Raw genomic sequence first — 19,493 nt, 5'->3', positions numbered from 1 at the left:
GTCATCCTTCCGCAGAAGCCGACACCGGTCATCAGTCGTCGAGGGGCCCGCGACACAGACGTTCCGTACCGGTACCAGCTCCGTTTCCCTTCGGCGTCCGGCTCCCGCGAGAGAACGCCGACGGGTTCGCCGCCGTCCTGGAGTACGTCGCCACCAACGGCCTGCCCTCGGCGGAGGACTGCACGCCGTGGGGAGGATCTGCGCGAGACCCCGAAGCAGGCGAACAGGCTGCAGCCAGGAGGGCATGCCCGGCCTCGGTGAGTTCGTACATGGCCGTACGGCCGGCCCGGCTGCGCTCGACCAGCCCGGCGTCCCGCAGGATTGCCAGGTGTTCGCTGGCGGTCGGGGGAGTGACGTTCACCAGTCCGGCCACCGCCGTCGTCTGTAGCGGAGTGGTGAGCGCGGCAAGGATCCTCGCTCGAGTGGCGCCCAGAAGACGGTCGAGCGACCTCGGAGTGGGAGGTGCCGCCCAGAGGTACCGCCCGGACGCCGGGTAGTAGATCGCCGGGGCCCAGTGGTCCGAGGTGGTGCACTGCACCCGGTCGGTGATGAACAGCGACGGAACGAGAATGAGCCCCTCAGGGCAGTCGACGTCGATGTCCACAGGCTTCTCGACGGTGACGGTGTCGTACTCGAACGCCGCGGACGGGTGCAGGCGCGGAAGCACCGCTCGGAGCCCCTCGCGGTTGACCTGGATGGCCCGGTCCAGTAACTCGGCACGCAGAGCCTGCCGCATGGACACCCACTCCGGTTCCACGACTGTCTTCCAGAGGCGGCGCAGCGCATCGGCGGCCTCGGACCTGGCCCGCCCGGGGTCGTTGAGCAGCCGGCCCATGTCTGCTCCACGTCCCCGCATGGCGTCCACCAGTTCCGCGTACGTCTGGTCCGTCGGTGCGGCGAGGAGGGCATCCATACCTTCTTCGAACCTCGGCTCACTGGTCATCGGCGACGGGTCGAGGAAGTCGGGCCGATACGCACCGTCGGCCATGAAGACGGTGAGCGCCCGCAGGTCCGTATGCGAGAGACGGAGGTGGCGACGGCGAAGCCACGGATGGAACATCGCGTGACGCTGCGGTTCGGTCAACAGCTGAGCAAGGCTGACCACTTCGTGGATCGGTGACATCGCCCACCGCACACTCGCGGCGCCGGCACCCAAGCGGTAGCGGATCATCCCCGCATTGTTAGGCCACCGCCGAAGTGAGCGCGAGCAGAACCGTGAAACCCGGAGACTCGGGCCATGACGAACACGCAATCGAGTGCCCGGCGCTCCCAGGAGCCTGAGCGGGCCCAACAGACGCGAATGATTCGCCTGGGCGGCAGCGGATCGACCGTCGAAGTCCTCGCCGGTCCGGCGGAGACCAGGGGAATGGTGAGCATCTACCGGTGGCGCATGTCGCCCTCCAGCCGGGGACCTGCCCCGCACTTTCACACGACCTTCAGCGAGACCTTCATCGTGGAAGAAGGCGAAATCGACTACTTCGACGGGCAGACATGGCGAACACTGAGGCGTGGCGACACCGCACATGCCCCGATGAGCGGAGTCCATGCCCTCCGGAAGGAACGCGCCGAACCAGCCACCCTCCTGATGGCACTCTCGCCGGGCGTACCGCGGGAGGAGTACTTCGCACAGCTCGCCACCATCAACGAGCGGGAGCTGAGCCGCCTTCACGAAGACCACGACAACCATTTCGTCGACGCCCACGAGCGGTGACGGCGGCGCACCCTGTCCACTCCCGCCGGACAGGTGACCTCAGGCATCCCCTCGGCAGGATCGCCACCGCCGCATGACCCACCCTCTCCCAACGCGCTAGGTGTATTGACCCGCAGCGTTGTTGACGCCGCTGATTTGGGGGCTTGCCCTCGAGTGCGGTGGGGCAGCGCTAGGTCCAGGCGTTGTCCGTCAGGACCCGTTCGATGCGGTCGATGCAGTGGTCGCGGAAGAAGGCGGCCGTGCGGGTCAGGAAGGCCGCGCAGGTGGCGACCTTCTCGTGGGCGTGGATTTCGCCGTGGCCCAGGCGGGAGTGGTCGTCGACGGCGGAATGGACGTAGTCGAAGCCCATGCTGTGGACCGGGCGGCCGGCCTTGCGGCCGTTGGTCTTGTGGCCGCCGCCGTCGGGGATCCGGCCGGGCTTCTTCACGTCAGGACCGCCCCGATCCGGGCCGGTCCGAGCTTGCGGCTTCGCCGCAGGTGGCAGACCCGGTCTTCCATCGCGGCCGCAGTCCGGTGCGGCGTCGTGCGAGGCCGGCTCGACCGGTCGTACAGACCCGCCTGGCACTCGGCCTGCCACCGGCGTATCCACTTGTGGGCCGTGGCGCGGGAGATACCCATCTCGGCCGCCACATGAGTGACCGGACGCCCTGAGTACACGCGGTCGACCAGCATTCTTCTCCTACCGAAGACGGTCAGCCGGGCATTACGGTGGGGCACGAAGACCTCCGCGCGGTGAGTTCCTGGACAGCTCCCACCACACCGGAGGTCGTCGCCATGTCCAAGACCAGACCAGTGTCAACAACGCTCGTGATCAATGCACCTAGGGCCTGTCCGGCGGATCATGTGACTTTCCGATCGGTCGCTCGTTGGTTGGGGCATGGGCCGGGGGGATCTGACGAATCATGAGTGGTCGTTGCTGGAGCCGCATCTGCCTTTGCCGGGTGGCCGGGGCGGCCGGTGGAACGATCACCGGACCGTGGTCAACGGGATCCTGTTCCGGGTCCGCACCGGTGTTCCGTGGCGTGACCTGCCGGAACGCTACGGCTCGTGGAAGACCGTCTACGAGCGGCATCGCCGCTGGTCGGCGGACGGCACCTGGGACCGGCTCCTGCAGGCGGTCCAGGCCGACGCCGACCTGGCCGGGCGGATCGACTGGGGCATGGTCGGCGTCGACTCGACGTCCTGCCGGGCCCACCAGCACGCGGCTGGCGCCCGCAGGGCGAGGCCGCGGGTCCCGAAAAAAGGACGACGCCCCGGCACCACCGCCCCGATGAGGGACTCGGGCGGTCCCGGGGCGGTCTGACCTCCAAGATCCACCTCGCCGGTGAAGGCGGCTGCCGCCCCATGGCTCTTCTGATCACTCCAGGTCAGTGGGGTGACGCCCCGCAGATGATCGAGGTCCTGGTCCGGATTCGGGTTCCCCGCCCGCTGGGCGGGCGGCCCCGGACCCGGCCCGCTCACGTCAGTGGCGACAAGGCTTACAGCTCCCGCCGAAATCGCCGCTACCTGCGAAGACGCCGCATCAAGCACACGATCCCCGAGCCGAAGGACCAGCGGGCCAACCGCCGGCGCAGAGGCAGCGCGGGCGGCAGACCTGCAGGCTTCGACCGCGAGCGCTACAGGCGACGCAACGAGGTCGAGCGGACCATCAACCGACTCAAGAACTCCCGCGCGATCGCCACCCGTTACGACAAGCGGGCCTACGTCTTCCACGGCACGGTCACCGCAGGGGCAGTCCGCTTATGGCTCCGCCCATGATCCGCCGGACAGGCCCTAGGTGTTCTGTCCTGGGAGGTTGTGGACGGGTGAGCCAGGTCTCGGCTGAGGGATCTTGAAGCAGGTGAGGGCCTTCCGGTTCGGTGTGGATTGCGATGTCAACACCTGACCGAAAGGCCCTCGTGCCCCACCGTAATGCACCCCTGACCGAGACTGGACGCCTGCGCCTGGCCCGCTGTGTGGTCGAGGAGGGCTGGCCGCTGCGCCGAGCCGCCGAACGCTTCCAGGTCTCACCAACCACAGCCCAGCGCTGGGCCGGCCGCTACCGGCACCTCGGTGAAGCGGGCATGACCGACCGCTCCTCGCGTCCTCGTCACAGTCCCGGGCGGACCCCGACCCGCACCGAGCGGCGCATCATCAAAGTTCGTGTCCTACGGCGCTGGGGCCCGGCCCGCATCGCCCACCACCTGCGACTGGTGCCCTCGACCGTGCACCGGGTCCTCACCCGGTTCGGGCTCGCCCGTCTAACCCATCTGGACCGTGCGACCGGCCGGAACATACGCCGCTACGAACGCGAGAAGCCCGGCGAACTGGTGCACGTGGACATCAAGAAGCTCGGCAACATCCCCGACGGCGGCGGCCACAAGGTGCTGGGCCGCCAGGCCGGCCGCAAGACCCGCAAGAGCGCCGGCTACAGCTACATCCACACCGCCGTCGACGACCACTCCCGCCTCGCCTACAGCGAGATCCACACCAACGAGAAGAAGGAGACCGCCACCGCCTTCTGGCAGCGGGCCCACGCCTACTTCACCAGCGCAGGCATCACCGTCGAACGCGTCCTGACCGACAACGGCTCCTGCTACAAGTCCCACACCTGGCGCGACACCCTGGCAGCGGCCGGGATCACCCACAAGCGAACCCGCCCCTACCGGCCGCAGACCAACGGCAAGGTCGAACGCCTCAACCGCACCCTGCTCGACGAGTGGGCCTACGCCCGCCCCTACCAATCAGAGCAGGAACGACGCGACGCGTTCCCCGGCTGGCTGCACACCTACAATCACCACCGCGGACACACCGCGCTCGCAGGCAAGCCACCCGCCAGCCGCGTCCCCAACCTCACAGGGCAATACACCTAGGCCGTTGAGGTGTTGCGCCGCCTGTCGGCCGGCGGTCGGCCGATCGGACGGGAAACCCGCAGGCGGGACGGGGTGTCGGCGAACTCGGCCGCTGCCGGCCTGTTCGCCCGGGTGCGGGGGAGGGTCTTCGCCGCTCGCCGTCAGGCCGCCACGGGACCGTCCGGGGGCATGGTCGTCCGGCAGCCGGCAAGGAGTCGGGTGACCATGGCCCGCGCGTGCTCGCGGTCGTATCCCGGACCCAGGATGCACAGGTTGCCGACCGCTCGCATCAGTGTGTACGCGGTGACGTCCGGGTCAAGCTCCCCCCGGGCCGTCGCGGCGTCGAGGAGCGAGGCGCAGGCCGGGACCAGTGTGTCGAGCATCAAGGAGTGCAGGCTCTGCAGGCTGGGGTCCTCGGACTGGAGCGCCGCCCCCAGTCCGTGCTTCGTGACGAGGAACTCCACGAAAGCGTCCATCCAGCGCCACAGGGCCTCGCCCGGCCTCGGCGACCCGGCGAGATCGGCGGCGAGTCGCGCGCACTCGTCCACCTGGTGCCGGTAGACGGCGACGACCAGGTCCGCCCGGGTGGGGAAGTGGCGGTACACGGTGCCCAGGCCCACCCCGGCCCGGCCGGCGATGTCACGGATGGGCGCTTGGACGCCTTGCTCGACGAACACCTGCGCCGCGGCTGCGAGCAGGGACTGGCGAGTGCGCTCGGCGCCTGCCGCTCTGGAGCCGACCGATCGGGACAAGATCTCACCCCTGGTTCGCGGAACATTGTTCCGCTACTGTGGGCGGAACGTCGTTCCGTCAAGTATGCGGCACGCGCCTTTCCTACAGGAAGTCCGCACATGTTCGCTCCTGCGCAATCCCGGACGAAGACCGTCGCGATCAAGCCCATCACCGTCCCCACCAGTGGTCGGGCGGTGCCCCTGCAGGTCAAGGTGACCGCACCGGCCGAGGGTCGCGACCTTCCGGTCATCGTGTTCTCCCACGGCAACGCGTGGTCGATGGACGGCTACGAGCCGCTGGTCGACCGCTGGGCCGCCGCCGGCTTCGTCGTCGTGCAACCGACCCACCTGGACTCGCGCCGCAACACCATACCGTTCGACGATCCGCGCTTCGGCACCATCTGGCGCGTACGCATCGACGACCTCCACGCGGTGCTGGACCACCTCGACACCATCCTGGCCGAGGCAGGCGACCTGATCGACCGCGCCGACCCGAGAAGCGTCGCCCTTGTCGGACACTCCTGGGGAGCCCAGACCGTCGGCACCCTGCTGGGCGCCCGCGTGTTCGACGCCCAAGGCACCGCGGGCGAGGACTTCTCCCACGACGGAGCAAAGGCCGGCGTGCTCATCGCCGCGACCGGCACGGGCGACTCGCTCACGCCGTTCGCCGTCGAGCACCTGCCCTTCATGAGGCCGGACTACGCCACCATGACCGCACCGGCACTCGTCATCGCCGGCGACAAGGACCAGTCGAAGATGTCCACGCGCGGACCGGACTGGTTCCTCGACGCCTTCGACGTCAGCCCCGCCCCCAAACATCTCCTCGTCGTCCCCGGCGGAGAGCACACCCTGGGCGGCATCGCCGGGGAAGCCGTGTGCGAGACCACCGACACGGACGCCCACCGGGTTGCCCTCGTCGCCGACGCCGTCACCGCGTACCTCCTCGACGCCCTCGACCGCGACCCCGATGCGTGGTCCCGCTTCCGTGAGGACACCGAAGCCGTTGAGAAGGCGTCCTTCCAGCACAAGGACTGACCCGGCCAGTGCTGCCCCTTCCCGGCCCGTCGCCGGCCGCACGGCAGCGGCGGGCCGGGAGGCCTCTCGCACACATCACGCCGGTGATGCACCGAAGCCCGCCAGAAGCCCCCGATTCTCCTGGGGCAGCCGTTCCCTGTCCCAGGCGCGGGCGCCGTACCCCACCCGCAACAGCGAGAAAGACTTCAAGGCGGATCGCGGTGGCGGTAGAGCTGCGGCCCGCGAGGTCAGTCGTCGTGGACTTCGCCCTGGGCGATGTCAACGTGCTGATGCAGACGCGCGAGCCCTGCAGTGGCTTCCCCGCTGGTTGCGGCTGAGCAGGCAAGTGGCAGGCCGGCTGCCGCGACTGCGACGCCGCGAGGAGTCGCCACCGGCTGGAGCAGCGCTTTCACGCGCTGAGGCACCGGGCCGCCTGCGGCTCCTGCGGCAAAGGAGGGCCGATTGGAGCCGCTGGAGCTCTTGGCGAGGGCTGCGCGACCAATGGCGCGACCCATCAGGCTACGGTCGCCGACCGCGGTCGCGGCGGCGTCGCCTGCGACACGCTCGACGGCCAGGGCGATGGCGTCACCCAGTCCGCGCATCGCGGGATGGCGGCGGGCGGCAAGGCCTCCCGCCGCGAGGAAGTAGTGGTGGCGCCCGCAAGTGACCCGGTGAGGGCGATCGGGCGCACGAGGAGCGACTGCGGTCTGCTATGCCGCTGGTCCCGATTAAGCCTTCCGCGCAGGTGGAGGCCCCTGCGCGGACCCGTGGGCGGAGTTCTCGGCGCACGGCACGGTCCCGGAGATCGAGAGGCTCAGCCCCTCGGTCAGCCAGGCGTGAGCAGCTGTCATGTTCAGGGAACGCCCTGCGGTGACGGCGTCCAGCAGGCCCCAGTAGCGACGCAGACGTGGGTCGAAGCCCGACGACCTGGAGACCAGCGCGTGCAGGAAGCGGCGGAAGGCCGGGGTGTCCGACTCCCTCCGAGCCCGCGCGTGAGCGGACACGAAGGCGTCGACCGCCGGTCCGGGGCCAGGCCGCAGGCGTTCCTGCACTGCAGCGGCCGTCAGAGCGGCCGCCTCGTCGATCTCGCCGTAGAAGGCGGGTGCGTCCCGCATCTCCTCCGCGTGATCCCCCGTCCAGCGCGTGAAGCCGGGCGTGGAGACCAGAACGTGTATCTCGGCGTACGCCAGCGCCGCCGCGGGGGAGGGGTTGCGCGAGGGCTCGGGAGACAGCATGGCGATCATGATTTCGAGCCGCCGCCTCGGCATCTCGGCGGGCAGCTCCCGGTACCAGTGGTCGGTGAGGCTCCGCCGCGCCTCAGGAAGCCGATGCACCCGGGCGAGGATCTCCAGGCGCCGCAGCCGCTCGCCGTCCGCGCAGTCGTCGACGGCGCCGAGTGTCGCCTCCCGCCAGCGCAACTGCGTCAGCTGCTCCTGTACGGCGGCGAGTTCGGTCGCCACGAGGTCGCCGAGGGTCTGCTCCCCGCACGCGACCCGGGTGATGGCCGCAATCGGCGTGTCGAGCGCCCGCAAGCGCCTGATCAGTCCGATCCGCTCCCACGCCTCCGGGCCGTAGCGCCGATGGCCCCCGCCACTGCGCTCCGCGACCGGCAGCAGACCGCTGTCCGAGTAGTAGCGCAGGGTCTTCACCGAGAGGCCTGTCGCGGCGGCGAGTTCACCGATGCTCCATGTGCGGTGCGTCACAGACCCTTGAACCTCCAGCGCGGGGGAGCTTCTAGCGTACTGAGCACCGGCCGCCTCCGGGCCATGCAAAACCCGGACCGTCGAGACAAGGGAGCACGCATGTCCTCGATCCCACCACTACGCCCCCGCAGGTGCATTGGCCTGCGCGCGCACAGTCTGCGCTTGCTGCGCGTGACCGTCCTGCTCGCCGTGACGGCCGTGTCCGTCACGACTGCCGCCGCCGAGCCGTCGCGTGCCGACGGGGCTTCTGCGGAAACCGTCGTACGGACCGACCACGGCCTGGTCCGGGGCGCCGCCCACGGTTCGTACGTCACCTTCGACGGCATCCCGTACGCCGCGCCGCCCACCGGCCGGCTGCGCTGGCGGGAGCCCGCGCCGGCACCGGCCTGGCGGGGAGTGCGGGACGCGACGGCCCCCGCCCCGCGCTGCGTGCAGATGCCGATGCCCGGCACGGACGGCGTGAGCGGTTCCGAGGACTGCCTCTACCTCAATGTCACCATGCCGTCGACGCCCCCGCCCACCGGTCAGCGGCGCCCGGTACTGGTGTGGTTGCACGGTGGGGCGTTCCTCGGCGGGTCCGGAGGCGACTACGGGGCCGAGCGGATGGCCGTTCGCGGTGACACCCTCGTCGTCACGGTCAACTACCGCCTCGGCGTCTTCGGCTACTTCGGTCATCCCGCCCTCGGGTCCGCTCCGCCGTTCGGCCTCGCCGACCAGCAGGCGGCCTTGCGGTGGGTGCGGGTGAACGCGGCGCGGTTCGGCGGCGACCCCGGTGCCGTCACCCTGTTCGGTGAGTCCGCGGGCGCCCTGAGCGTCTGTGCGCACCTCACCTCGCCGAGCGCGGCCGGGCTCTTCCAGCGGGCGGTGCTGCAGAGCGGTTCCTGCCACATGTCGTTCCCGCCGGGCGCCCTCGGCCCCGGAACACCGGCGTACGAGCCCTTCGCCGCCGAACGCGACGTCCAGGACAGCGGCGCCCTGGCCGCGCGGCAGCTCGGCTGCGAGGCGGGCGACGACGCCCGGGTGCTGGCCTGCCTGCGCGAGCAGAGCACGGAACGCCTTGCCACCGCGCAACTGATGGCGTCTTTCAACCGGCCCGCCTTCGGCAACCCGCTGCTGCCCGCCGCGCCGGGCAAGGCCCTTGCCGCCGGCCGCTTCCACCGCATGCCCTTGCTCCAGGGCACCAACCACGACGAGATGCGGATGTTCGTCGGTCAGTCGCTCGCCGCGTACCCCATCCGCACCGAGGATGACTACCGCACCCGTCTCGACGAGGCCTTCGGCCCGGCCGGCGCCGCGGTGGACTTTCACTACCCGGCGGCGCGCTACCCGACGCCTGCGCTGGCCTGGTCCGCCGTGCTGACCGACCGCTCCCTCGCATGCACCACGCTCCAGGAGGCCCGCGAGATCACCACGCAGGCACCTCGGATGCCGCTCTACGGCTACGAGTTCAACGATCCGGACGCCCCGGTCCCGACCGGTCTCCCCGCGCACCCCGGCCTTCCCTACGGGGCGGCGCACGGCTTCGAACTGCCCTACCTCTTCTCCTCCGTGCCCACCGAACGGCCCCTGACCGAAGCTCAGGGCACCTTGTCCGACCGCATGATCGACTACTGGGCGTCCTTCGCCCGCACCGGGAACCCGAACACACCCGGAGCTCCGCACTGGCCGGTCCTGCACACCGCGGGCCCCGTACTGTCGCTGGCCCCCGGTCCCGGGGCGATACACACCACCGACGCGTATGACGCGCACGACTGTGCCTTCTGGCGCGATGCGCGGGAACGGCCCAGTGCGTAGCGGCTCGTAGGCGCTACGACGGGTCTTCGGGGACGGCGGACAGCAGGTGGTGCAGGATCGGGCCGGCCGAGCCACCTCCGGTGACACCCTGCTCGACCACACAGGCCACGGCGACATTGCCGCGTCGGGCCACGAGCCAGCCGTTGTTGGGTTCGTCCTCGGAGACCTCCGCCGTGCCGGTCTTCGCGCCGATGTCGCCGGGCAGGTCCGCCAGGACGTGTGCGGTGCCCTCGGTCACCGTGTCCCGCATCATCGTCTTCAACTGGGCGACCACGGACTGCGGGAGCGCGGTGGTCGAGGTCCTGTCCTCGGCATCCGGCAGGATCGTCGGCTGGTGGAAACGGCCGGAGGCCGCGGTGGCGGTGACCGAGGCCATGATCAGCGGGTTCGCCTGGATGCGGCCCTGCCCGATCATGGCCGCCGCCTTCTCCGTCTCGTCCTTCGGTACGGGCACCGATCCGTCGTACGAGGGGATGCCCACATGCCACTCCTGGCCGACGCCGAAGTACGTGCGCGCCACCTCGCCCGTCTCCGTGTCGCCGAGCTTGCCGCGCAGGCTGATGAAAGCGGTGTTGCACGACTCCATGAAGTCCTTCCGGAACGTGGCGCCGTGGAACTCCGACGTCTCCACATTATGGAACTCTTTGCCCACCGTCAGGTACTTGGGGCAGTCCACCACGGTGTCCGGAGTCACGGCGTTCTTCAATAGCAGCGCACTGCTCGTGACGATCTTCCAGGTGGAGCCTGGTGCGTACGTGCCCGAGGCAGCCCGGTTGAAGCCGGTGGTGGGGGAGTTGGCCAGGGCGAGGATCTCGCCGTTGTCGATGCGCAGGGCGACCAGTGAGGCGTTCCGGCCACCGGACTCGGCGGCGAGTGCCTGATCGGCCGCGGCCTGCCACGCGGCGTCCAGCGTGGTCTTCGTCGCCCGACCGCTCTCCTTGCCCGGTCGCATTCCGAACGTGGCCTCTGTTCCGCTGGTCTGCCCGGTGACCCGGTCGACGAGCCGGATGGCGCCGCGCGGCTTGCCATCGGCACCGGCCATCCGCGCGAGCAACGGCTGCAGGGACGGATACTCGTCGCCGACCAGGGACTTCCCGTTGCGGTCGGCTACCTCAGGCGGACTTGTGTCCTCCCGCTCCAGACGGAACTTCGCCTTGTCGCTCAGGTGCGGGTGCACCAGCTCCAGAGCCCAGTCGACCTTCCAGGCCCCGTTCGCCTCCCGCAGAGGGACACGTGAGGTGTACGTCCAGGTGCCCAGCCCCTTCACGGGCATCTTCGCGGTGTACGGAACCCGTACCGTGCCGTCGTCGGCCCGCTCCACGGAACCCGTGGTCAGACGGGGCTTCTCGATGTCGAGGCCGCTGGTGAAACTGCGCAGCACGTCCTGCGCCCTGGCGGGATGGGTGGTACGCGACGCCGCGCTGTCGTAGCGCCCGGCCGACCAGTCATCGAGGAAGGCGCGCGCCTGCGCGGCGGCGGCCGGGTCGAGAGCGTCGGAACGGCGGTCGAAGGGGCCGAGCCCGGCGGCGTAGGCACCGCCCGCGAGGACGGCGAGGCTCACCGCCGTAGCGGTGACGGCCTTGAGCGGGGCACGTGTGCTTCTTCGCCGGACAGATGTGTGTGTCATGCCGTGAGGAGAACAAGATCCCTCGCCCCATGTCCAAGTCGGATATGAATGAACCATCAATCAAGAACGGATATGATTGCTGCTCGTGGACCTGATCCGGCACCTGGAATGCTTTGTGGCTGTTGCAGAAGAGTCACACTTCGGCCGTGCGGCGGTCCGTCTGAACATGGCCCAGCCGCCCCTGTCTCAGCGCATTCAGCGCCTGGAGCGTGAGCTGGAGGTACGCCTCTTCGACCGGACCAGCCGCAAAGTCGTCCTCACCAAGGCCGGCACGCTGCTGCTGCCCGAAGCACGCGAGGTCCTCGCCCGCGCCGGAACACTGCGGGCCGCCGCCCTCCGCATCCGGGACGGCGAGAGCGGCCTCCTGAGGGCGGCGCTGCCCCCCGACATCGCGGGCACCACCGTCGCCGCGCTGCTGAACGAGTTCCGGGCCAACTGCGCCACGGTGGAGCTGGAGCTGCACGAACTCTCCACCGCGGACCAACTCGAACGGTTCACGGCCCGAGAGCTCGACGTCGGCCTTGTCCACCACCCTTGCGACGTGACCGGCCTGGAACTCGGACCGGTGCTCCGCCGCGACCTCGGCGTGCTGCTACCCCGCGACGCACCCGCCGTACGGCACACGGAGGTACCCCTCGCGGCGCTCGGAGCACACGATCTGGTGCTCTTCCCGCGCTCCGGATCGCCCGCGCTCTACGACGACCTGCTGACCACCTGCGCGCGCGGAGGCTACACACCGCCCGCCGTCCGGCACGGCAGCGGCACCAGCTTCGTCCGCGGCCTCGTGCTCTCCGCGGCGGCTGTCGCCCTCATGCCGCGCGACGCCATGGACGGCACCACGCCCCCCGACCTCGTCTGGCGCCCCCTCGTCGGCGCCCCGCTGGCCTGGCGGCACTCCGCCGCATGGCCGCGAGGCCACGGCGACGCCGCGGTACGTGCCTTCGCCGACGCCGCCGCGCACGCGCTGCGCACTACGGCCGACGCCCGCCCCGACACCCCCTCCCGCCCGACATATCTGCGCCCCGCAGCGGAGTACTGGCTATGACCGACACCCTCACCGCCCTCCGCGCGGCCTTCACCGACGCCGGGGTCACCGGCCGGATGCACGCCCTCGACATCGACTCCGGCGCGGAACTCGACGTACAGGGGGACGAGGCGGTGTGCACCGCCAGCATCCACAAACTCCCGCTGCTCGTGGCCCTCCACGAGCGGGCCGCAGCCGGCGACCTCGACCTCACCGAGCAGCTGGACTGCCCGCCGCTCGGACGCCCCGCGGGTCCGACCGGCCTCGCGGCCATGCTGGACGGCGCCCGGCTCTCCCTGCGCGACCTGGCGTATCTGATGATGGCCGTCAGCGACAACGCCGCCGCCGACCTCCTCCTGGACCGCGTCGGACTCGACGCCGTGAACCGTACGGCCGCACGCCTCGGCCTCTCCCGTACCATCGCCACCCACTCCTTCGGCGAGATGATGGCCAGCGTCAAGCAGGACGCGGGGCCCGGCGGTGCCCGGGCCCTCGCCGACCCGCACGTCATCGCCCGCCTCCGCGCGCTCGACCCGGCCTGGGCCAACCGCAGCACCCCGCGCGAACTCACCCGGCTCCTCGCCGCGATCTGGCGCGACACGGCCTGCACCCCGGAGAACGGGGCCGCGATGAGGCGGCTCATGGCGTTGCAGGTGTGGCCGCACCGCCTCGCCTCCGGCTTCCCCTTCGACGACGTGCACGTGGCCGGGAAGACCGGCTCCCTCCCCACCCTGCGCGGCGAGGTCGGCGTCGTCGAGTACCCCGACGGCGGCCAGTACGCCGTCGCCGTGTTCACCCGCACCCTCAGCACCGCGGCGATCGTGCCCGCCGCCGACGCGGTGATCGGCACCGCCGCCCGCATCGCAGTCGACGCTCTCCGCGAGGACTCTGCCGCCGGGGCCGACCGCCGCTGAGCGGAAGGGACGGCCCGGAAATGCGGTGCGGCCGTCCGAACCGGAGCCATAGGCAGGCAAGGTGACAGAGAGTTTCGACCATTCCGCCCTGCTGCGACTGATCGACGAGCGCTCGGCCGCGTTCCGGCGCGCGCGGCGGCACCCGACCTCGACGCGCCGGTGCCGTCCTGTCCCGGGTGGACGCTGTTCGATTTGGTGCGGCACCTGGGTACGGGCCGGCACTGGTGGGCCGCCATCGTGGCCGTGGGCCCCGCCGGGTCGCCGGACAAGGACACCGCAGTGGCGCCGGACGAGCCGGAGGCACTGCTCGCCTGGTACGCCGAGGCGAACGAGCTGCTGCTGAGCGTGCTGCGCGAGGCCGGACCGGGGCGCGCGTGCTGGACGTGGCGGAGCGCCGGGGTGTCTCCGGCGAACGCCTGGAGGGTCGCCCGGCGACGGGTCCACGAGTTGCTGGTGCACACCTACGAAGCCCAGCTCGCCGCGAGCGTCGTTGAGCTGATGCCGGCGGCCGTCGCGCTCGACGGCGTGGCCGAGTTCCTCGACACCTGCAACTCCACCCCGGCGGCTTGGCCGTACGAGCCCGCCACCCTCCACTACCACGCCGCCGAGGGCCGTTCCTGGCTCGCCCTGGACGAGATCGGCGCTTGGCCCGCACCCCTCAAGGACGACCACGCGGCGGCCTCCGCTTCGGCCGCCGGCACGGCCGAGGAACTGCTCCTGTTCGTCTGGGGCCGCCGTACATTGGGCGACCTGAGGGCCGAGGGCGACCCGCAGGTGTTCGAGCGGCTGATCGCCTGGGAGCCCGAGGAAGTAGCCCGGCCGCGCCCCGCAGGACGCGTGGGCGGGCGCAGACGTGGTCGTCAGGGGGGCGTGAGGTTGTCGGTCCGGGCCGCGAGATCGCGGTGCGCACCGGTCAGGTGATGCCGAGTGGCGGCCAGCGGGGCGAGCAGGTCTGCGGGGTCGTCGTGGGCCAGGGCGGCGCGGAGCTCGCCGACGGGCCGACGGGCGGCCGGGGGAAGGTCGGTGAGCCCGATGATCTGTCCGGCGAGACGGCGCAGGTCGGACGCGTTGCGGCGGGCCCAGGCAGCGGTGTCGCGGTCGGCCGCCCGCGCCTGGCGGGTGGCCTGGACACGCTGCTCGCCGGTCGTGCCCGCGGGGCCGGGGCGTCCCCGCAGATAGCGACGCTCGGCGGCCTGCCGACTGGCGACACCCAGCGGAGGAGCAAGGTCCGCCCAACTCGCTCCGGCGTCACGGGCCGTCTCGATCAGGCCGGTCTCCCAGCCGGCCAACTGCTCGCGCACCTGCCGCAGCAGCGCCAACGAGGCCAGCGCCTGTTCCGGGCCGGGAGCCGGAGGGCCGGCAGTGCCGTGCCGCGCCGCGCGCAGTGCGTCGTCGATGGCCCGCAGGGCCGCCGCAGCGGCGAAGAACGACACCGGACTGTTGACGCCGGTGCTGGGCGAGGACGGCTGATCGACCGCAGCCATGGGCTCCTCCTACGTGTCATCCAATGGATGACATCTTGTTTGTCATCCATTGGATGACATGTTACAACGGTGTCAGTGAGGCGCATTGGCAGCAACTGCCTGAACCCGCTGGAGGTGTTATCCCATGTTGATGCGCACTGACCCCTTCCGTGAGCTGGACCGGTTGGCCCAGCAGATGATGAGCCCGGGCACCTGGTCGAGGCCCTCGGTGATGCCGATGGACGCCTATCGCGAGGGCGACGAGTACGTGGTGGCCTTCGACCTGCCTGGCGTCGCCTCGGACGCCATCGACATCGATGTCGAACGAAACATGCTCACCGTCAAGGCCGAGCGTCGGCCGATGGCGAAGTCCGACGACGTGCAGATCGAGCTGTCGGAACGGCCGCTCGGTGTCTTCTCCCGCCAGATCGTGCTCGCCGACACCCTCGACACCGAGCACATCCAGGCCCACTACGACGCAGGCGTTCTTACCCTGCGCATCCCGATCGCCGAGCGTGCCAAGCGGCGCAAGATCGCAGTCGGTGCCGGCTCCGGACGCCAGGAGATCTCCGGCTGAGACCGGCCCGGCACGTGCGGAGGGCGGCTGCCGAGCGGGGCCCCACCGCCCTCCGCGCCCCGGCGACGGTCCGAAGGAACGGGGTGCGCCAGGACGACCTGAGACGTTTCCGCGCCCAGCCCGCCGCACGCCTTCCCGCAGGAGTTTGCCCTGATCCTCCTCAAGCCGCTTTGAGAAAGGAAAGGACCGCAGTGACCATCGACGTAGGCGCACCGCTCCGAGTCCAGCAGCACGGGACGGCGTACGAACAGATGCTGGAGAAAGTCCGCTACGAAGGCGCCTACCCCACCCGCGAGCGCGCCGAGGAAGCCGTCCGCCTGGTTCTCGCAGGGCTGGGGCGGCAGCTCACCGGCGACGAGCGCATCGAGCTAGCCGCCTGCCTGCCCACGGAGGCTGCACGGGTTCTCACCGCGGAGATCCCCAGCCCCCAGCCGCTGACCGGCTGGGCGTTCGTCAAAGACCTGGCCACCCGATCCGGCGCCGCCTTGGCCCCCACCCGCTGGGACACCGGGTCCGTCTTCGCGGCCGTCGCCGCCTGTGCGGGCCCCGACCTGACCACCCGTATCCTCCGTCAACTCCCCAACGGGCACGCACTGCTGTTCGGGCGCGCTGAACTCGCCCCGGCCGCGTAGCCAGGAGCCCTTGCCGGGCCTGGGCACCAGCCGCTGCCGCTCCCCCTCCGTCAGAGACGTCGGGCCGTGCGGTTGGTGTGGCGTGCCAGCCACATCAGCAGGGTGTCCAGGTCGGCGGCGGCCGAGAGAACCTGCTCGACCGCTTCGGGAGTGTGGAGCCACTCCTCGCAGCCGAGAGAACGGGCGGCGATCAGCGAACGGTGGCGCAGCAGTTCCGCCCGAGGATGGCCCGCAGGACAGCCGCGCGGAAGCCGCTTCATCATGTCCCCGGACACGTCGTAGCCCTGGTGCCGCACGTCCTCGACGATGGCCGCCAGCTCGCCGCCGCTGCCTTCGGAGACCACTGCCGCGCGGAACGCTTCCACCTGGCCGGGGTCGGGATACCACCAGGCACCCTGGATCCACAGTCCGTCCAGAGAGAACCGGAGATTGATCTCGACCTTGCGGCCGAGCCGGATCACCGCACTCTGGTTCTGCCACCACCAGGACCCGGTGCGGTAGTGCCAGACGGAGAAGTCCTCGTACCGGGGATCGGCGTCCGCGACCTCGTTGAGCAGCGCGATCATCGGCTGCCGGACCAGTAGCTCACGATCTGACCGGCAGCTCTCCCTGGTCTCCCTCGTGGGTTCCCCCTGGAGCTGCCACAACACGTCCATGGCCTGCTCCGGCCAGCCGGTGAACTGTTCACGCATGCGCGGAGGATAACGCGAGCGGCGGTTCGCGAGCCCCGCCCGTACCGCTCCTGTGGGGGAGTCCAGAATCTCAGAGCCCTCTGATGTGGCACCACTACCGTCCGGGCCATGGTGCGCGACTATCTCATCGTCGGGGCCGGACCGGCCGGACTCCAACTCGCCGCTCTGCTGGAGCGGGACGCGTGACTACGTCGTCCTGGAGCGGGGGACGGGACCGGGAACGTCCTTCACCCGAGAACACCCATGAGAGCCGCTGTTGTCCGTAGCTTCACGGAACCGGTGGCCATCGAGGACCGGCCGGTCCCCTCACCCGCCGGCCATCAGGTCCTCATCCGGATGGAGCCTCCGGGCTGTGCCATACGGGCATTCACGCGGCGCACGGCGACTGGCCGGTCAAGCCGTCGCCGCCCTTCGTTCCGGGCCACGAGGGCATCGGCATCGTGGAGGCGGCCGGTGACGAGGTCACCCACCTGGCCGTGGGAGACCGGGTGGCCATTCCGTGGCTCGGCGAGGCATGCGGGCACTGCGACCACTGTCTGTCCGGCTGGGAGAGGGTCTGCCCGGAGCAGCGGAACAGCGGCTACTCGGTCGACGGCAGCCATGCCGAGTACGCCCTCGCCCACGGGACGTACGTGGTGCCCGTGCCCGACGGCATCGACCCGCTGGACGCGGCGCCGCTGACCTGCGCGGGCGTCACGACGTACAAGGCCGTCAAGCTCTCCGGGGCACGCCCCGGCACCCGGGTGCTCGTCTCCGGCATCGGCGGCCTGGGGCATCTGGCCCTGCAGTACGCCCGGCTCTTCGGCGCCGAGACCATCGCGGTCGACGTCACCGACGAGAAGCTGGACCTTGCCGGGCAACTGGGCGTGGACCACGTCCTGGACGCGCGCGTCCAGGACGTGGCCGAGGAGACGCAGCGGCTCGGAGGCGCCGACGCGGCCGTTTCCCTGGCGGTGAGCAACGCTCGTTCGAGGCCGCGTACGCCTCACTGCGGCGCGGCGGCACGCTGGTGCTCGTGGCCCTGCCCGCGGAGGGCAAGCTGGAAATCCAGGTCTTCGACACGGTGCTCAACGGCACGAAGATCGTCGGATCGATCGTGGGTACCCGGCAGGACCTGGCCGAGGTCTTCCACCTGCACAGCCTGGGCCGCACCCGCGTGGTGCGCGAGACCCGGGACCTGGCTGACATCAACGCCTCGATCGAGGAAGTGCTGGAAGGCAGGGTGCCCGGCCGCCTCGTCTTCGACATGAACTGAAGGATGCTGGTGGAACGTCAACGACAGGCCGCTCGCCGGGCGTACCGCGGGAGGAGTACTTCGCACAGCTCGCCACCATCGACGAGCGGGAGCTGAGCCGCCTTCACGAAGACCACGACAACCATTTCGTCGACGCCCACGAGCGGTGACGGCGGCGCACCCTGTCCACTCCCGCCGGACAGGTGACCTCAGGCATCCCCTCGGCAGGATCGCCACCGCCGCATGACCCACCCTCTCCCAACGCCCTACGTGCACGCCGAGGCCTACCCGCCTCCGAGAGCCGGGCTCGGCCCGCCATCGACAGCTTCTACCTCTCCCACACCACCACGAAATGGATACGTCTCATGCTCGCCGCCATCGCCACCACCCTGGCCGCCCTGATCGCCACCGCTGTCGTCCTCGTCGCGGCCCGCTCCGTGTGGGCGCCCGGCACCGCCGCCGTTTCGGCATCCCCAACACCCGCCCCGATGACCCGGCCATGCGATCATGGCTGGCCGTCATGGGCGTCCGAGACATCGGCACCGGCCTGATTCTCGCGGTCCTGCTGATCGGCGCCACCACTCACCTGCTGGGCTGGGTCATGCTGGCCGCCGCCCTGATACCCGCCGGTGACGCGGCCGTAGTGGCCCGCAGTAAAGGGCCGCGCTCCGCCATCTACGGTGTCCACCTCGGCACCGCCGCCACCATGGTGATCATCGCTGCCCTCCTGGTCCTGGCTTGAAGGCCAAGCGGGAATGCCAACCCGGCTGGCTGGCTGCGCCTGCTGTGGACTCGCTTCCCTCCGGTACGAAGTGGAGGCCGTCGCCCCGGTCGCCGGTGTCCGCACCTTGGGCCAGTCACCGCGGACTTGCGGCCGGTAGCCGTTCGAACTTCACGTCGCGGGAGGCGGGGCGGCCCTGAGCCACCGTCGCTTCCAGGAGCAGTCTCAGCGTCACATCAGGTGTCCGGGTGGGAGTCTGTCCTCAGCGCCCACGCGCGACCTGGACAGCCGGCTGGAAGCGGAGGAAGTCGATGCCCCTTGACGTCTGTGCTCCAGTGGTGGCCGGCCCCGCAGTCGCACTCGTAGATACCACTCGCGGGCACGATTTCCCCGGGACGACAGGTCCGCTGTTCGTCGCCCGTGCTTCCGGTGTACGCCTTCCGGCGACTGGGAGGAACTTGCCTCGGCCGACCGGCTCCGCGAGGGCCGGTCGACGAGGTTGGAAAGCGCCACGCGTCGTGCAGGTCGTGCCCTGGGCATCGACGGCTCGACCGCCGAGTCGGGTTCGTTCGCATCGGGGGCATGCGCGCCCCGCCCTGGCCGATCGCCTGCCTCCGCGTGGCGGGCCGTTCCACGTGGCGACGGCTTCCTCTATCCGGCCTGCGGGCCGGCCCGTGTACGCGCGGATCGTGGTCAGCAGCGTACTTCCGAGCCGGGAGAAGAGGGACTGCCAGTAGACCTCGCGGCACTTCCACGGCCTCTGTCGTGGGCTGATGGTGGCATCGGCCTTGCACGGGCCCGTTACGCACGCCACGTCCTTTGACT

At 70.5% G+C, this 19,493-nt stretch carries 16 protein-coding genes and 4 pseudogenes; 13 read left to right on the top strand and 7 right to left on the bottom strand.

The window, feature by feature from the left end; translation table 11 throughout:
• Positions 1-31 precede the first annotated feature (31 nt).
• On the bottom strand, positions 32-1,171 hold the full coding sequence (locus tag OHS17_RS01365) for a DUF5937 family protein (protein WP_330310652.1): 1,140 nt from the start codon (positions 1,169-1,171) through the stop codon (positions 32-34).
• Between the two features lie 66 nt (positions 1,172-1,237).
• Between OHS17_RS01365 and OHS17_RS01360 the strand changes: the two genes are divergently transcribed.
• Positions 1,238-1,711, top strand: a complete 474-nt coding sequence (locus OHS17_RS01360; RefSeq protein ID WP_330310651.1) for a cupin domain-containing protein — start codon at positions 1,238-1,240, stop codon at positions 1,709-1,711.
• 181 nt (positions 1,712-1,892) lie between these two features.
• Here OHS17_RS01360 and OHS17_RS01355 read toward each other — a convergent pair.
• Positions 1,893-2,428: pseudogene (locus tag OHS17_RS01355) on the bottom strand (helix-turn-helix domain-containing protein); the annotation flags it as partial.
• A gap of 160 nt (positions 2,429-2,588) precedes the next feature.
• Between OHS17_RS01355 and OHS17_RS01350 the strand changes: the two are divergent.
• Both OHS17_RS01350 and OHS17_RS01345 read left to right on the top strand, forming a co-directional pair.
• A protein-coding gene (locus OHS17_RS01350; protein WP_330310450.1) for an IS5 family transposase occupies positions 2,589-3,469 on the top strand; the annotation gives its coding sequence in 2 pieces (ribosomal slippage) (positions 2,589-2,949 and positions 2,949-3,469; 882 coding nt in all).
• Positions 3,470-3,609: 140 nt separating this feature from the next.
• A complete protein-coding gene (locus OHS17_RS01345; protein ID WP_330310650.1) occupies positions 3,610-4,563 on the top strand; it encodes an IS481 family transposase in 954 nt (317 codons plus the stop codon).
• 140 nt (positions 4,564-4,703) lie between these two features.
• Here OHS17_RS01345 and OHS17_RS01340 read toward each other — a convergent pair whose 3' ends face one another.
• Complete coding sequence (locus tag OHS17_RS01340) at positions 4,704-5,294, bottom strand: TetR/AcrR family transcriptional regulator (RefSeq protein ID WP_330310649.1); 591 nt, start codon at positions 5,292-5,294, stop codon at positions 4,704-4,706.
• Between the two features lie 99 nt (positions 5,295-5,393).
• On the opposite strand from OHS17_RS01340, the gene OHS17_RS01335 reads away from it, so the two are divergent.
• Positions 5,394-6,308 carry an alpha/beta hydrolase family protein gene (locus OHS17_RS01335; RefSeq protein WP_330310648.1) on the top strand — a complete coding sequence of 305 codons (915 nt, stop codon included), beginning with the start codon at positions 5,394-5,396 and terminating at the stop codon, positions 6,306-6,308.
• A gap of 707 nt (positions 6,309-7,015) precedes the next feature.
• Here the strand turns inward: OHS17_RS01335 and OHS17_RS01330 are convergent.
• Positions 7,016-7,990: a helix-turn-helix domain-containing protein gene (locus OHS17_RS01330; RefSeq protein WP_330310647.1), complete on the bottom strand. Its 975-nt coding sequence runs from the start codon at positions 7,988-7,990 to the stop codon at positions 7,016-7,018.
• A gap of 171 nt (positions 7,991-8,161) precedes the next feature.
• On the opposite strand from OHS17_RS01330, the gene OHS17_RS01325 reads away from it, so the two are divergent.
• Positions 8,162-9,784 carry a carboxylesterase/lipase family protein gene (locus OHS17_RS01325; protein ID WP_330315124.1) on the top strand — a complete coding sequence of 541 codons (1,623 nt, stop codon included), beginning with the start codon at positions 8,162-8,164 and terminating at the stop codon, positions 9,782-9,784.
• A 13-nt stretch (positions 9,785-9,797) separates the two neighbouring features.
• Here the strand turns inward: OHS17_RS01325 and OHS17_RS01320 are convergent, their stop codons facing one another.
• Positions 9,798-11,411 (bottom strand): penicillin-binding transpeptidase domain-containing protein, encoded by a 1,614-nt coding sequence (locus OHS17_RS01320; protein WP_330310646.1) that lies wholly within the window; start codon positions 11,409-11,411, stop codon positions 9,798-9,800.
• 115 nt (positions 11,412-11,526) lie between these two features.
• Between OHS17_RS01320 and OHS17_RS01315 the strand changes: the two genes are divergently transcribed.
• The 3 genes and pseudogenes from OHS17_RS01315 to OHS17_RS01305 form a co-directional block, all read left to right on the top strand.
• Complete coding sequence (locus OHS17_RS01315; RefSeq protein WP_330310645.1) at positions 11,527-12,456, top strand: LysR substrate-binding domain-containing protein; 930 nt, start codon at positions 11,527-11,529, stop codon at positions 12,454-12,456.
• On the top strand, positions 12,453-13,349 hold the full coding sequence (locus OHS17_RS01310; protein ID WP_330310644.1) for a serine hydrolase: 897 nt from the start codon (positions 12,453-12,455) through the stop codon (positions 13,347-13,349). Before OHS17_RS01315 ends, OHS17_RS01310 begins: the two co-directional genes overlap by 4 nt.
• Positions 13,350-13,410: 61 nt before the next feature.
• Positions 13,411-14,159 (top strand): annotated as a pseudogene (locus OHS17_RS01305) (maleylpyruvate isomerase family mycothiol-dependent enzyme); the annotation flags it as partial.
• A 50-nt stretch (positions 14,160-14,209) separates the two neighbouring features.
• Here the strand turns inward: OHS17_RS01305 and OHS17_RS01300 are convergent.
• The gene (locus OHS17_RS01300; protein ID WP_330310643.1) at positions 14,210-14,833 is read right to left on the bottom strand and encodes a type III effector protein; all 624 of its coding nucleotides are present in this window, start codon (positions 14,831-14,833) and stop codon (positions 14,210-14,212) included.
• Between the two features lie 124 nt (positions 14,834-14,957).
• On the opposite strand from OHS17_RS01300, the gene OHS17_RS01295 reads away from it, so the two are divergent.
• Positions 14,958-15,389, top strand: coding sequence for an Hsp20/alpha crystallin family protein (locus tag OHS17_RS01295; protein ID WP_330310642.1), 432 nt, complete (start codon positions 14,958-14,960; stop codon positions 15,387-15,389).
• Positions 15,390-15,640: 251 nt separating this feature from the next.
• A complete protein-coding gene (locus OHS17_RS01290; protein ID WP_330315123.1) occupies positions 15,641-16,021 on the top strand; it encodes a DUF2267 domain-containing protein in 381 nt (126 codons plus the stop codon).
• Positions 16,022-16,071: 50 nt separating this feature from the next.
• On the opposite strand, the gene OHS17_RS01285 is transcribed toward OHS17_RS01290, so the two are convergent.
• A complete protein-coding gene (locus OHS17_RS01285) occupies positions 16,072-16,713 on the bottom strand; it encodes a DUF2461 family protein (RefSeq protein WP_330310641.1) in 642 nt (213 codons plus the stop codon).
• A gap of 108 nt (positions 16,714-16,821) precedes the next feature.
• Here OHS17_RS01285 and OHS17_RS33845 point away from each other — a divergent pair.
• The 3 genes and pseudogenes from OHS17_RS33845 to OHS17_RS01275 all read left to right on the top strand — a co-directional run.
• Positions 16,822-16,948: pseudogene (locus OHS17_RS33845) on the top strand (NAD(P)-binding protein); the annotation flags it as partial.
• Positions 16,949-16,956: 8 nt separating this feature from the next.
• Positions 16,957-17,968 (top strand): annotated as a pseudogene (locus OHS17_RS01280) (zinc-dependent alcohol dehydrogenase).
• Positions 17,969-18,446: 478 nt separating this feature from the next.
• Positions 18,447-18,689: a DUF4267 domain-containing protein gene (locus OHS17_RS01275; protein WP_330310640.1), complete on the top strand. Its 243-nt coding sequence runs from the start codon at positions 18,447-18,449 to the stop codon at positions 18,687-18,689.
• Positions 18,690-19,493 lie beyond the last annotated feature (804 nt).

This window comes from Streptomyces sp. NBC_00523, from assembly GCF_036346615.1.
Classification (GTDB): Bacteria; Actinomycetota; Actinomycetes; order Streptomycetales; family Streptomycetaceae; genus Streptomyces.
This window is presented reverse-complemented; position numbering and strand designations above follow the sequence as displayed.